Consider the following 13,585-nt stretch of genomic DNA (forward strand, 5'->3'; position numbering starts at 1 on the left):
AATGCACAGGTATGTACAGGAGCGCGCAGGCTCGGCTCGGTAAACGAGACCGGCTCGCCGCCGACCTGAGGGACCAGATCCGCTCCGGGCGCCTGGCCCACGGTGTCCAGCTCCCCGGCGAGCAGGAACTGGCGCGGCGCTACCGGGTCAGCCGGGGCACCGTCCGGGGGGCGCTGGCCGAGCTGCAGCGCCAGGACTTCATCGCCACCCAGACCGGGGTCGGGTCGTTCGTCACGTTCGACGGGGTGCGGCTGGACCAGTCGGTGGGCTGGGCGGCCGCGCTGGCCAGCTCCGGGATCCGGATCGACACCGCGCTGCTCGGCATCGAGCGCACCACCGAGCCGGAGCTGTCCGAGCGGTTCGGGGTGGACGAGTTCGTGGCGGTGCGGCGGCTGCGCCGTGACCCGTCGGCGGGGCCGGTGTCGCTGGAGGTCGCGCTGGTCCCGGCCACCGGAACGCTGGCGAGCCTGCCCGAGCGCGGTCTTGTCGACGGTTCGCTGACCGCCACCCTGGCCTCGGCGGGGCTGCGCGCGGCCCGGGGCGAACAGTGGATCAGCGCCGAGGCGCTGGCCGGGGACGCGGCGGCGCTGCTGGAGCGGGCCGAGGGCGAGCTGTTCCTCAAGGCGATCCGGGTCAGCACGGACGGCCGGGGCCGGTTGGTCGAGCGCGTGGTCAGCCTGCTCGACCCCGCCCGGTTCCGGCTGCACCTGGCCTTCGGTGGCCGGTGAGCCCCCGCGACCGCGCGCTCGGCGCGTTCTACGGCCTGGCGCTGGGGGACGCGCTGGGCATGCCCACCCAGTCGATGTCGCGCGAGCAGATCACCGAGCACTACGGCGGCCCGATCCGGGAGCTGCGCGCGGCGGTGGCGGAACAGCCGATCTCGCCGGGGCTGTCCGCGGGCTCGGTCACCGACGACACCCAGCAGGCGGTGCTGGTCGCGCGCCTGCTCATCGACGGCGGCGGGCGCATCGAGCCGATGATGTACGCCGAGGCGCTGCTGGACTGGGAGGCGGACATGGCCCGGCGGGGGCTGTCCGACCTGCTCGGCCCGTCCACCAAGCGCGCCCTGGAGCGGCTCGGCTGCGGGGTCTCCCCGTTCGAGGCCGGGCGCAGCGGCACCACCAACGGCGCGGCCATGCGGATCACCCCTGTCGCGATCGCCACCCCGTCAGACGGGGTCGAGACGCTGGTCGACGCCGTGGTCGCGGCCAGCGCGCTGACCCACAACACCAACCTGGGGATCGCCTCGGCGTCGGCGGTGGCGGCCGCGATCTCCGCCGGGATCGACGGCGCCGACCTGCCCGCCGCGCTGGACCACGCCGAGCGCGCGGCGGCGGCCGGCGGGCGGCGCGGGCACTGGTACGCCGGCGGCGACGTGGCCGCCCGTATCCGCTGGGTCCGCGCGTGGGTGCGCGGCATGGACCCGCCCGCGCTGGCCGACGCGGTGGCCGGGGTGGTCGGCACCTCGGTGGCCGCGCAGGAGTCGGTGGTCGCGGCGTTCGCGCTGGCCGAGGCCCTGGGCGACGAACCGGCGGACGCGCTGATGCTGGCGGCCGGGCTCGGCGGCGACACCGACACGATCGGCGCGATGTGCGGCGCGATGCTGGGCGCCCGGCACGGGCTGTCCGGCCTGCCCGCCGAGCTCACCGCCACCGTGCGCGAGGTGAACGGGCTGGAGCTGGAACCACTGGTCGACGGCCTCCTTCACCTCCGAAGGAGACCCGGATGACCCGCGGCGACGTCACGACCAGCGGTCTCGAGGGCGCGCTGGAGACCAGGGGCATCGAGCCGGTGCCGGAGGTCGAGCGGCGCGGGCATCCGATGCAGCTGTTCTGGGTGTGGTTCGCCGCGAACATCTCGATCCTCGGGCTGCCGCTGGGCGCCACCCTGGTCGCGATCCAGGGCCTGGCGTTCTGGCAGGCCGCGATCGTGGCGCTGCTCGGCTCGGTGGGGTCGTTCGCGATCGTGGGCGCGGTGTCCATCGCCGGGCGGCGCGGCGGCGCGCCGGGTCTGACGCTGTCCCGTGCCGTGTTCGGCGTGCGCGGCAACGCGGGGCCGACGCTGGTCTCGCTGGTCTCCCGGCTCGGCTGGGAGACGGTGAACACCACGACGGCGGCGTTCGCGCTGCTGTCGCTGTGCACGATCGTGTTCGGCACCGCGTCCGAGGCGAAGGCCGCGCCCGCCCTGACCATCGCGTGCATCGCGGTGTTCGTGGTGTGCACGGTGATCGTGTCCGGGCTGGGCCACCGGGTGCTCGTCGCCGTGCAGCGCTGGGCAACCTGGGTGTTCGGCGCGCTGAACGTCGTCGTCGCGGTGGCCCTGGTGGCCATCGTGGACTGGCACGCGGTCGGCTCCGCCCCGCCGGCCTCGGTCGGTGCCATGATCGCGGGGGTGGGCACCATCGCGGCCGGCACCGGGATCGGCTGGGCGAACGCCTCGGCGGACATGTCCCGCTACCAGGCGCCCACGGTGCGGGCCGGCGCGCTGGTGGCCTCGGCGGCGGCTGGCGCCGGCATCCCGCTGGTGCTGCTCATCTCGCTGGGCGCGCTGCTCTCCGCCGGCGACCCGACGCTGGCTCAGGCCGGCGACCCGGTGGCCGCGATCCGGGTGATGCTGCCGGCCTGGATGGCGGTGCCGTACCTGGTCGCGGCGTTCGGCGGGCTGCTGTTGTCCAACCACCTGTCGGTGTACTCGGCCGGGCTGACCACGCTCACCCTGGGCATCCGGGTCAAGCGGGTGTACGCGGTGGTCCTCGACGTGGTGGTGACCACGATCGGGGCGATCTACTTCATGCTGGTCGCGGACGGCTTCTACACCCCGTTCATCACGTTCATCAGCCTGCTCGCGGTGCCGATCACCGCCTGGGTCGGCGTGTTCGTGGTGGACCTGGCCCGCCGCCCGCGCTACGACCCGGACGCGCTGATGGATACCGGCCGCTCCAGCGGGTACTGGTACCGCCACGGGATGGAGCCGAGGGCGCTGACCGCATGGGGGCTGGCGATCGTGGTGGGCTACCAGTTCGTCACGGCGGGCGAGGGCGAGCACGCGTGGTTCGCCGGGGTGTTCGCCGACTCCTGGCCGGGCACGAACGGGCTCGGCTGGGTGATCACGTTCGCGGTGGCGGCGGGGTTGTACGCACTGCTCGGCAGCCCGGAGCGACGATGAACGGGCGGCTGGTGCACACCGGCCAGGTCGTGATCGACCTGGTCATGCGGGTGGGCGCGCTGCCCCCGGCCGGTGGCGACGTGGCCGCCTCGCAGACCAGGCTGCTGCCCGGCGGCGGGTTCAACGTGATGTCCGCGGCCGCCCGGTCCGGGGCGCGGGTGCTGTACGCCGGCGCGCACGGCACCGGCCGGTTCGGCGACCTGGCGCGCGCCGCGCTGCGCGACGAGGGCGTCGCCGTCGCGCACCGCCCGGAGCCGGGCGCGGACACCGGCGTGTGCGTGGTGCTGGTGGACGACACCGGCGAGCGCACCTTCGTCACCGGCACCGGCGCGGAGGGCCGGCTGCGGCCCCGCCAGCTCGCCGAGGTCGACGTCCGCGACGCCGACCTGGTCTACCTCACCGGCTACAGCCTGCTGCACGAGTCGAACCGGGCGGCGCTGCTGGGCTGGCTGCCCGGGGTGCCCGCGCGCGTCCTGTTCGACCCGGGGCCGCTGCTCGGCGCGATCCCGCCGGGCGTGCTGGACCGGGTGCTGCCGGAGGTGGACATCCTGAGCTGCAACGCCACCGAGGCGTACGCGCTGACCGGGCTGCGCGACCCCACCGCCGGGGCCGTCGAGCTGACCGGGCGCGTCGGCCGGCACGCCTCGGTGCTGGTACGGACCGGCGCGTCCGGGTGCGTGCTGGCCCATCCCGGCCGGGCGGCGCGGCCGGTCCCCGGCTTCCCCGTCACCCCGGTGGACACCAACGGCGCCGGCGACACCCACTGCGGCGTGCTCGCCTCGGCGATCCTGGCCGGCGTCGAGCTGGAGACGGCGGCGGTGCGGGCGAACGCGGCGGCGGCGCTGTCCGTGCTGCGGCTCGGCCCGGCCACCGCCCCGCTGGGCACCGAGGTCGACGAGTTCTTGCTGGAAGGCACCAGGGCTACGGCGCGGGGGTGAGCCGGCGCGCCCGGTGGCGGGTGACGAACTTCCTGGCCACAGGCTCCACCACCCGCGCCAGCACCGGGCCCAGAACGGCCATCAGCAGCACGTACGTGGTCGCCAGCGGCGCCAGCCCGCTGTCCAGCGCACCCGAGGTGAGCGCCAGGCCGGCGATCACGATGGAGAACTCGCCCCTGGCCACCAGCGCGGCGCCGGCCCGCAGCCGCCCGACCGGGCTGACGGTGGTCCTGCGCGCCGCGAACCACCCGGTGGCGATCTTGGTGAGCGCGCTGACCACGGCCAGCGCGATGGCGACCGGCAGCACGGCCGGGATCTCCGCCGGATGGGTGTTGAAGCCGAACACCACGAAGAACATCGCGGCGAACAGGTCGCGCAGCGGGGTGAGCACCTTGGTGGCGTTCTCGGCGGTCTCCCCGGAGATCGCGATGCCCAGCAGGAACGCGCCCACCCCGGCGGAGACCTGCAGCTGCGAGGCCAGCCCGGCCACCAGCAGCGCCACCCCCAGCAGCCGCAGCAGGAACACCTCGGAGCTGGGCGACTCCACGATCATGGACAGGAACCGCCCGTAGCGCAGCGCCACCACCAGCACCACCGCCAGCAGCGCCAGCGCCACCCCGACCGTGCGCAGCCCGGCCAGGAACCCGACCCCGGCCAGCGCGGCGGTGGTGATCGGCAGGTACAGCGCCATCGCCAGGTCCTCCATGACCAGGACGGACAGCACCGCCGGCGTCTCCCGGTTGCCGAGCCGGCCCAGGTCGCCGAGCACCTTGGCGATGATCCCGGACGACGACACCCAGGTGACCCCGGCCATCGCCAGCGCGCCCAGCGGCCCCCAGCCGAGCAGCAGCGCCGCCACCGCGCCGGGCGCCGCGTTGAGCACCATGTCGACCACCCCGGCCAGCCAAGACCGCCGCAGCCCGGAGACCAGGTCGGTGGCGCTGTACTCCAGCCCGAGCAGCAACAACAGCAGCACCACGCCGACCTCGGAGGCCAGCTCGGTGAACGGCTCGATGCCCTTGAGCGGGACCAGCCCGCCGGTGCCGAACGCCAACCCGCCCAGCAGGTACAGCGGCACCGGCGACAACCCGATCCGGGCGGAGAGCCGCCCGAGTACGCCCAATCCGAAAAACAGTGCGCCCAGCTCGGTCAGTGCTAATGCTGTATGGGGCACGAACTCGGGTCAGCCCTGCTCAAGGATGTGGGCGGCCTGCTTGAGGCCGTCGGCGGTACCCACGATCACGACCAGGTCGCCGGACTCGAAGCGGAAGTCCGGCCGGGGCGAGGCGCTCACCTCGCCGGCGCGCAGCACGGCCACGATGGACGCGCCGGTGCGGGTGCGCAGCGCGGTGTCCCCCAGCGTGCGACCGACGTACGGCGAGCCGGTGGTGATCGGGAACTGCGCGGTGGCCACCCCCGGTACCTCGGACTGCTCGGCCCGCAACTGCGCGACCAGGTTCGGCGCGCCGAGCAGGGTGCCCAGCGCCACGCACTCCGGCTCGGTCAGCGCGACGGTGGCGCTGCACGCGTCAGGGTCCGTCATGTCGGAGACCAGAAGCTCACGGTGTCCGTCCTTGTGGGTGAGCACGCCCACCCTCCGGCCGGTGATCGTGGTGAACTCCTGCTTGGTCCCCACCCCCGGCAACCTGGTGACCTCGACATCCACGCGTGCCACCCTAACTCGGCGGTTCGCCGACGGTGTGATCACGGGGTCGGCGAACCGCCCAGTCGCCCGCTGAGCGGAAGCAGCACCAGCAGGGCGGCGACCGAGAAGCCGCACATCAGGGCGGCCAGCGGGACGGCGGTGCCGGTGTACAGCGCGCCGGCCAGCGGCGCCGCGGCCGCCCCGCCCAGGAACTGCACGGTGCCCAGCACCGCCGACGCGCTGCCCGCCCGGGGCCGCCCGGACAACGCCAGCGCCGTGGTGTTCGGCCCGAGCAGCCCGCCGCTGGCGACCACCGCGAACATCCCGACCAGCACGGCCGGCAGCGGCAGCCCGGCCAGCGCGGCGACCAGCATCTCGGCGCCGCCCAGCACGGCCAGGCCGGCGCCGGCCAGGCACATCCGCCTGGGCGAGACCCGATGCACCAGCGCGCGGTTGAGCTGCCCGAGCAGGACGATGCCCAGCCCGTTCGCCGCGAACACCAGCCCGAACCCCTGCGGGCTGAGCCGGTAGATCTCCTGGAGCACGAACGGCGACGCGCCGATGTAGCAGAACAGGGTGGCCGCGGACAGGCTGCCGGCCAGCACGTAGCCGGCGAACCGCCGCTCCACCAGCAGCCCGCCCATCGCCCGCAGGGCGGCGCCCAGCCCGTCCCGGTGCCGGGCGCTGGGCGGCAGCGTCTCGCGCAGCCAGAACGCCGCGCTGACCAGCAGCGCCAGCCCGTACCCGGCCAGCACCACGAACAGCCCCTGCCACGGCAGCACGCGGAGCAACTGGCCGCCGAGCACCGGGGCCAGGATCGGCGCCATGCCGTTGACCAGCATCAACAACGACAGGAACCGGGCCATCTCGACCCCGGAGTACAGGTCGCGGACGATCGCGCGCGCGATCACCACCCCGGCCGCGCCGGCCAGCCCCTGCACCAGCCGCAACCCGGTGAGCGCCCCCGCCGTCGGTGCCACCGCGCAGCCCAGCGAGGCCGCTACGTACACCGCGAGCCCGGCCAGCAGCGGCCCGCGCCGGCCCAGCGCGTCGCTGCACGGCCCGGCGAGCAGCTGCCCGACCGCGAGCCCGGCCAGGCAGGCGGTCAGCGTCAGCTGGATGTCCGACTCGCCGACCCCGAACCGGCCGGCGAGCGTGGGCAGCGCCGGCAGGTACAGGTCGATGGACATCGGCGCGAACGCGCTCAGCGAACCGAGCAGCAGCACCGGGCCGGCGCCGCGCCGTGCGGCCGACCGGGACGGGCAACGAGCCGGGTCGGCCGTGCCTGTCACTTAACGCTGCCGATGCGGGGCAGGAACCGGCCGGTGCGGCCCTGGTACTCGGCGTAGTCCTGGCCGAACAGGCTGGCCAGATCCGGCTCCCTGACCGCCCGTACCTCGATCTGCACCGCCACCACCAGCAGCACGGTGGCCACCACCGCGAGCAGCGTCGGCACCATCAGCAGCGTGCCGGCCATGGCCACCACCATCCCGGTCAGCCCCGGATGGCGGACCAGCTTGTACACCCCCCTGGTGACCAGCGTCGGCCCCGCCTCACCGCGCCACCACCGCCCGCGCACCTGGCGCACCTCCAGCTGCGCGGCCAGCAGCAGCGCGACCCCGAGCAGCATCACGCCGGCGCCGACCACCACCGCGCCCGGGTTGGCCAGCAGCGGGATGGGCTGCAGCACGTCCGCCGCGACCAGCAGCGGCGCGGCCAGACCCAACAGCATCGCCAACCCGTACAGCACCCGCGCCAGCCGCCGGGTCGGCCGACCCCGCCGAGGCGCCGGATACGGACCCGGTCCGCGCCCGCCCGGATGCGCGGGCGCCCGGCGCCGCACCACCCAGCCGGCCAGCGCCGCCAGCAGCGCGATGCCCAGCGCGATCCAGCCGGCGACATGATGGTTGAGCAGCCCGCTCGCGGAGGCCGCCGCGTCCGACCACTCGATGCCGAACGCGTGCGTGGCGTCCACCAGCAGCCAGGCCCCGAACAGGGCGAACAGCGCGGACGCCGCCCGGCGCACCAGCGTGTCCGGCATCCGCCGCGCGATCACCCTGCCGACCACCATGGCCAGCGCGTCCGCGAGCACCATGCCCAGCGTCGAGCCCAGCCAGGTGCCGAACCAGCCGTGCTGCGTGGCCAGCGTGATGGTGGCCAGCATCGTCTTGTCGCCCAGCTCGGCGAGGAAGAACGCGAACGACGCCGCCATCACCGCCGAGCGGGTCGACCGCCCCGCCATCCCGCTCTCCGCGTCGGACAGCTCGTCGCCGCGCAGCGTCCACGCCGCGAACACCAGGAACGCCAGGCCGCTGGCCAGCAGGATCCACTCCGTGGGCAGCGCGCTGCCCAGCCCGTACCCGATGGCCACCGACACCGCGTGCACCACCGAGGTGGCCAGCGTGATCCCGGCCAGCACCGGCGGTATCCGGTAGCGGGCGGCGAAGGTGAGGGCCATGAGCTGGGACTTGTCCCCCAGCTCGGCCACGAAGATGACGCCGAAGCTCAACAGGAAGGCGGTCAGCCACCCGTCCACGATCAGTCCTCCGATCCCGCCGGACCGGAGGAAATGCGCGACCCCGATCCGGCTGTGCCGAATCGAAGGTCTCGCTCGCCTCCCCTAGGAGGCCGCGCGGCCGGGCAACACGAGCGTCACCAGCGTGTCGACCGCGACGTTGGGAGCTACTCCCCTTCGCTGTCCCCGATGTTATCAGCCGAGGGCGCGCGGCTACTCGAAACGCAGCGCCTCGATCGGGCGGAGCCGAGCGGCGCGGTTGGCCGGGTAGCCGCCGGCCATCAGGCCGATGATCAGGCTCACCATGAACGCGATCACCATCGGCGACGCCGTGATCACGGGCGGTGGGAACTGCGGGACGAGCTGGGGCAACAGCAGGCCGCCCGCGTACGCGACGGACACCCCGACGACCACCCCGACCAGCCCGCCGAGCCCGGTGAGCACGATCGCCTCGATCAGGAACTGCCGCAGGATGGCGCCCCTCGGCGCGCCGATCGCCTTGCGGATGCCGATCTCGCGGGTCCGCTCGGTCACCACCACCAGCATGATGTTCGCCACACCTATGCCGCCCACGATCAGCGAGATCGCCGCGATCGCCGCGACGAACAGCGTCAGGAAGGTGAGGAACTGGCCGCGCTGCTCCAGGAACTTCTGCGGCGCGCGGATGTTGAAGTCGCGCAGGTTGGCCTCCCGGATGTGGTGGTGCTCGTCCAGGATCCGGGTGACCTCGTCGGTGGTCGCCGGCACCGTCGTCGCGTCCGGCGCCTTGATGATGATCTGGTTGACGATGTTGCCGCTGCCCAGCAGGTACGCCCGCGCGGTGCCCATGGGCATCATGATGGCGTTGTCCTGCTGGCGGTCCTTCTCCATCACGCCGATGACCTTGAACGAGACCCGGCCGACCCTGATGTCCGCGCCGAGCACCTTCCCCATCTGCGTGCCCGGCCCCCAGAGGTTCGCGACCGCGTCCTGGCCGAGGACCGCGACCTTGGCCCTGGTCCGCTCCTGCGCCGGGGTGAACCAGGTGCCCGCCACCGGGTGCCTGTCCACGATGTCGGGGTAGTCGGCCGTGGAGCCGATCACCTTGGCCCTGTCCTGGCGCTGGTTGTAGTACACGACGGCGTTGCCGGTGGTGGTCGGGGTCACGGTGGCCACGTGCGGCGCCCTGGTCGGGTCGCGCAGCGCGTCGACGTCGGAGTCGGTCAGGTCGCGCGCCTCGCCGCCGCCGGGCACCGCCCCGGTCAGCTTCATGATCGTGATCTGGTTCGCCAACCGGCTGAACCGCTCGTCGAACCCGGCCTTCACGCCGTTGCCCAACGCCACCAGAATGATCACGGCGGCCACGCCGATGATGATGCCGAACGCGGTCAGCAGCGACCGCAGGCGGTTGCTCCGCACGCTTCGCAGTGCGACGACGACCGTCTCCGCCAGGTTCATCGCAACGGGCCTTCCCGCCGCCCGGGGTCGAGGCGGACCGAGCGGAAGCTAACCAGTTATACCTGTGCGGAACCTGTGGACAACCCGTGAGTGGTTAGCGTTGCTATGACAACGCTAACCACTCACGGGGTTCGTCAGGCCAGGCCGGCGCGGCGCAGGGCGTCGGCCATGGCGCCGTTCGCGGCCGGGGCGGGGCGGCGGTCGCGGCGGTCCGCGCCCTGTTTCGAGCCCTGTTTCGAGCCCTGCTTGCGGGCGCCGCCACGGCCACCGGCGTCCCGGTCGGGCTTGCCGCCGCCGCGCTGGCCCCCGCCCTTGTCGCCGTTCTTGGCACCGTTCCTGTCGCCGGGCTTGCCGTCACCCCGGCCGCCGCCGTTCCTGCCGCCGCGCGGGCGCTCCGCCGAGGCGTCCTCGTCCAGCCGCAGCGTCAGCGAGATCCGCTTGCGGGCGATGTCCACCTCGCGCACCTTGACCCGCACGATGTCGCCGGGCTTGACCACCTCGCGCGGATCCGAGACGTACCTGTTCGACATGGCCGAGACGTGCACCAACCCGTCCTGGTGCACGCCGACGTCCACGAACGCGCCGAACGCGGCCACGTTCGTCACCACGCCCTCCAGCACCATGCCGGGCTTGAGGTCGGCCAGCTTCTCCACGCCCTCGGCGAAGGTCGCGGTCTTGAACGCCGGCCGTGGGTCGCGGCCGGGTTTCTCCAGCTCGGCGACGATGTCGGTGACGGTCGGCAGGCCGAACGTGTCGTCGGTGAACTCGTCCGGGCGCAGCGCGCGCAGCGTCCGGGTGTCACCGATCAACTTGGGCAGCTCGGTGCCGACGCTGGCCAGGATGCGCCGGACCACCGGGTAGGCCTCGGGGTGCACGCCGGAGGAGTCCAGCGGGTTGTCCCCGCCCCGGATGCGCAGGAAGCCGGCGCACTGCTCGAACGCCTTCGGCCCGAGCCTGGGCACCTCGGCCAGCGCGGTGCGGGCGCGGAACGGGCCGTTGGCGTCGCGGTGCTTGACGATGTTCTCCGCCAGCCCCTCGGTGATCCCGGAGACCCGGCGCAGCAGCGGCGCGGACGCGGTGTTGACGTCCACGCCGACGGCGTTCACCGCGTCCTCCACCACCGCGTCGAGCGAGCGGGACAGCTTCACCTCGGCCACGTCATGCTGGTACTGCCCGACGCCGATGGACTTCGGGTCGATCTTGACAAGCTCGGCGAGCGGGTCCTGCAGCCGCCTTGCGATGGACACCGCGCCGCGCAGCGAGACGTCCAGCTCGGGCAGCTCGGCGGCGGCGTACGCGGACGCCGAGTACACCGAGGCGCCCGCCTCGGACACCATCACCTTGGTCAGCTTGTGCCCGACCATCTTGGACACCAGCTCGCCGGCCAGCTTGTCGGTCTCCCGGGACGCGGTGCCGTTGCCGATCGCGATGAGCTCCACGTCGTGCGCCTTGGCCAGCCCGGCGAGCTTGATCAGCGCGTCGTCCCACTGCCGGCGCGGCTCGTGCGGGTAGATCGTGTCGGTGGCCAGCACCTTGCCGGTGCTGTCGACCACCGCGACCTTGACGCCGGTGCGCAGGCCGGGGTCGAGGCCCATGGTGACGCGCTCGCCGGCGGGCGCGGCCAGCAGCAGGTCGCGCAGGTTCGCGGCGAACACCCCGACGGCGCCGTCCTCGGCGGCCTGGAAGAGCCGGCCGCGCACGTCGATGCCCAGGTGCACCTGGATCCGGGTCCGCCAGGCCCAGCGGACGGTGTCGGACAGCCACTTGTCGGCGGGCCGGCCCTGGTCGACGACGTCGAACCGCGCGGCGATGCTCCGCTCGTAACTAGACCGACCGTCGGTCGGTTCTTCCTCGGGTTCGAGTACGAGGTCGAGCGCCTCCTCCTTCTCGCCCCGGAACATCGCCAGGATGCGGTGCGAGGGGAGCTTGGTGAACGGCTCGGAGAAGTCGAAGTAGTCGGCGAACTTGGCGCCGGCCTCCTCCTTGCCCTCGCGCACCTTGGCGATCAGCCGGCCGCGCTCCCACATCCGCTCGCGCAGCTCGCCGATCAGGTCGGCGTCCTCGGCGAACCGCTCGACCAGGATCGCCCTGGCCCCGTCCAGCGCGGCGGCGGCGTCGGCCACGTTCTCGGTGATGTAGTCCGCCGCGAGCGTGGCCGGATCCTGGGAGGGGTCGGCGAGCAGCGTCTCGGCCAGCGGCTCCAGCCCGTTCTCCCGCGCGACCTGCGCCTTGGTCCGCCGCTTGGGCTTGTACGGCAGGTAGATGTCCTCGAGGCGGGCCTTCGAGTCGGCCTCCAGGATGCGCGCCTTGAGCTCGTCGTCCAGCTTGCCCTGGGACTCGATGGACTCCAGCACGGCGGCCCTGCGTTCCTCCAGCTCACGCAGGTAGCGAAGGCGTTCCTCCAGCGTGCGCAACTGGGTGTCGTCCAGCCCGCCGGTCGCCTCCTTGCGGTACCTGGCCACGAACGGCACCGTGGAGCCGCCGTCCAGCAGCCCGACGGTGGCGTCGACCTGGCCGGCACGCACCCCGAGCTCCTCGGCGATACGCAGATGAATCTTGCGCGCGACTGCGTCACTCACGTCTTCAATGGTGGCGCCATCCGGTGTGAGCACAACCCCGGGGCGGGTGGCAATGCTCGGAACATCACGTGGTAGTAGGGCAGGCTTGGGCCCATGAACGAGGAGCCGGTATCCAGCCCCGCGCCCACGCTGCTGTTCGACCTGGACGGCACCTTGATCGACAGCGTGTACCAGCACGTGCTGGCCTGGAGGGAGGCGCTCAACGAGTTCGGGCTGGACCTGGCGATCTGGCGCATCCACCGGCGGATCGGCATGAGCGGCGGGCTGTTCGTGTCGGCGCTGAGCCGCGAGACCGGCCGCCCGCTCTCCGACGAGCAGGTCCGCGAGCTGACCGAGGCGCACGTGCGCGCCTACTCCCGGCTGCGCGAGTCGGTGCGCCCGCTGCCCGGCGCCCGCGAGCTGCTCACCGCCCTCACCGACCAGGGCGTGACCTGGGCGATCGCCACCAGCGGGCTGGCCGCGTCGGCCCGCTCGGCGCTGGCGCTGCTCGGCCTGCCCGAGGACACCCCGATGGTCACCCGCGACCAGGTCCGCTACGCCAAGCCCGACCCCGACCTGTTCCTGACCGCGGCCGCCCGGGTGGGCGTGGACGTCCGGCACGCGGTGGTGGTCGGCGACAGCGTGTGGGACCTGCTGGCCGCGCGGCGGGCCGGGGCGCTCGGCGTCGGCCTGCTCTCCGGCGGGTACGGACGCGAGGAGCTGGAGCGCGCCGGGGCGTACCGGGTGTACGCCGACCCGGCCGACCTGCTGGCGCATTTGGACGAGATAGGCGTGCGCCGATCCGGCTCTTGACCTGAACTATTGTTTATGTTTCAAGCTGACCAACCATGGACGAGGTTGACGAGCGGGACATCAGGAACACGCTGGCCACGTACACCGACCTGTGGGTGCGGCACGAGATGGACGGCTGGGGCGAGCTGTTCACCGAGGACTCCGACTTCATCACCCATCGGGGCATCTGGTGGCGGTCGCGGCGGGAGAACGTCACCGGGCACAAGGACGTCCCCGACTCGGTGCTCGCCCAGAAGAAGAACTACACCCAGGAGATCGTGAGCATCCGGGCCGTCACGTCGGACGTCGCGCTGGTGCACACCGCCTGGAGCTGGCCGGGCCTCGTGGTGCCGCCGGCGGACGCCCCCGAGGACCGCGGCGGGCTCGTCACGCTCGTGATGGTCAGGCGCGGCGGCAACTGGCTGATCCGCGCGGCCCAGAACACCAGGACCGACGGTTGACCCCTGATCAACACCCAGGCACTCGTTTCCCCGATTAGGCTCCCAGCGGGCCGACACCGGCCGGCCGCCGGGCG

General features: G+C 73.2%; 12 protein-coding genes. 6 read left to right on the forward strand and 6 right to left on the reverse strand.

Going from position 1 to position 13,585, the window contains the following annotated elements; genetic code table 11:
- Window positions 1–11 precede the first annotated feature (11 nt).
- Genes N912_RS0129260 through N912_RS0129275 form a run of 4 tightly spaced genes read left to right on the forward strand, consistent with a single transcriptional unit; the run spans window position 12 to window position 4,103 of the window.
- Window positions 12–728, forward strand: a complete 717-nt coding sequence (locus N912_RS0129260; protein WP_028925180.1) for a GntR family transcriptional regulator — start codon at window positions 12–14, stop codon at window positions 726–728.
- Window positions 725–1,729 (forward strand): ADP-ribosylglycohydrolase family protein, encoded by a 1,005-nt coding sequence (locus N912_RS0129265; RefSeq protein ID WP_028925181.1) that lies wholly within the window; start codon window positions 725–727, stop codon window positions 1,727–1,729. Before N912_RS0129260 ends, N912_RS0129265 begins: the two co-directional genes overlap by 4 nt.
- Window positions 1,726–3,165, forward strand: coding sequence for a purine-cytosine permease family protein (locus N912_RS0129270; protein ID WP_028925182.1), 1,440 nt, complete (start codon window positions 1,726–1,728; stop codon window positions 3,163–3,165). Before N912_RS0129265 ends, N912_RS0129270 begins: the two co-directional genes overlap by 4 nt.
- Window positions 3,162–4,103, forward strand: coding sequence for a PfkB family carbohydrate kinase (locus N912_RS0129275; RefSeq protein ID WP_028925183.1), 942 nt, complete (start codon window positions 3,162–3,164; stop codon window positions 4,101–4,103). The genes N912_RS0129270 and N912_RS0129275 overlap by 4 nt, the downstream gene beginning before the upstream one ends.
- Here N912_RS0129275 and N912_RS0129280 read toward each other — a convergent pair.
- From N912_RS0129280 to N912_RS0129305, 6 genes are all read right to left on the reverse strand, one after another.
- Window positions 4,087–5,277, reverse strand: coding sequence for a cation:proton antiporter (locus N912_RS0129280; protein ID WP_028925184.1), 1,191 nt, complete (start codon window positions 5,275–5,277; stop codon window positions 4,087–4,089). The genes N912_RS0129275 and N912_RS0129280 overlap by 17 nt on opposite strands.
- Window positions 5,278–5,286: 9 nt before the next feature.
- A complete protein-coding gene (locus N912_RS0129285; RefSeq protein WP_028925185.1) occupies window positions 5,287–5,769 on the reverse strand; it encodes a cation:proton antiporter regulatory subunit in 483 nt (160 codons plus the stop codon).
- Between the two features lie 38 nt (window positions 5,770–5,807).
- Window positions 5,808–7,040 (reverse strand): multidrug effflux MFS transporter, encoded by a 1,233-nt coding sequence (locus N912_RS0129290; protein WP_028925186.1) that lies wholly within the window; start codon window positions 7,038–7,040, stop codon window positions 5,808–5,810.
- Complete coding sequence (locus tag N912_RS60800) at window positions 7,037–8,284, reverse strand: TMEM165/GDT1 family protein (protein WP_051580959.1); 1,248 nt, start codon at window positions 8,282–8,284, stop codon at window positions 7,037–7,039. Before N912_RS60800 ends, N912_RS0129290 begins: the two co-directional genes overlap by 4 nt.
- Window positions 8,285–8,476: 192 nt before the next feature.
- Window positions 8,477–9,661, reverse strand: coding sequence for an ABC transporter permease (locus N912_RS0129300; protein ID WP_169747975.1), 1,185 nt, complete (start codon window positions 9,659–9,661; stop codon window positions 8,477–8,479).
- Window positions 9,662–9,834: 173 nt separating this feature from the next.
- On the reverse strand, window positions 9,835–12,279 hold the full coding sequence (locus tag N912_RS0129305; RefSeq protein ID WP_028925188.1) for a Tex family protein: 2,445 nt from the start codon (window positions 12,277–12,279) through the stop codon (window positions 9,835–9,837).
- A 93-nt stretch (window positions 12,280–12,372) separates the two neighbouring features.
- Here N912_RS0129305 and N912_RS0129310 point away from each other — a divergent pair, with 93 nt between their 5' ends.
- Together N912_RS0129310 and N912_RS0129315 are read left to right on the forward strand one after the other, a co-directional pair.
- The gene (locus tag N912_RS0129310) at window positions 12,373–13,071 is read left to right on the forward strand and encodes an HAD family hydrolase (protein ID WP_028925189.1); all 699 of its coding nucleotides are present in this window, start codon (window positions 12,373–12,375) and stop codon (window positions 13,069–13,071) included.
- A 35-nt stretch (window positions 13,072–13,106) separates the two neighbouring features.
- Window positions 13,107–13,511 (forward strand): SgcJ/EcaC family oxidoreductase, encoded by a 405-nt coding sequence (locus N912_RS0129315; RefSeq protein WP_028925190.1) that lies wholly within the window; start codon window positions 13,107–13,109, stop codon window positions 13,509–13,511.
- Window positions 13,512–13,585: the final 74 nt, after the last annotated feature.

Source organism: Actinospineispora acaciae DSM 45401 (assembly GCF_000620785.1).
In the GTDB taxonomy this organism is placed as follows: Bacteria; Actinomycetota; Actinomycetes; order Mycobacteriales; family Pseudonocardiaceae; genus Pseudonocardia; species Pseudonocardia acaciae.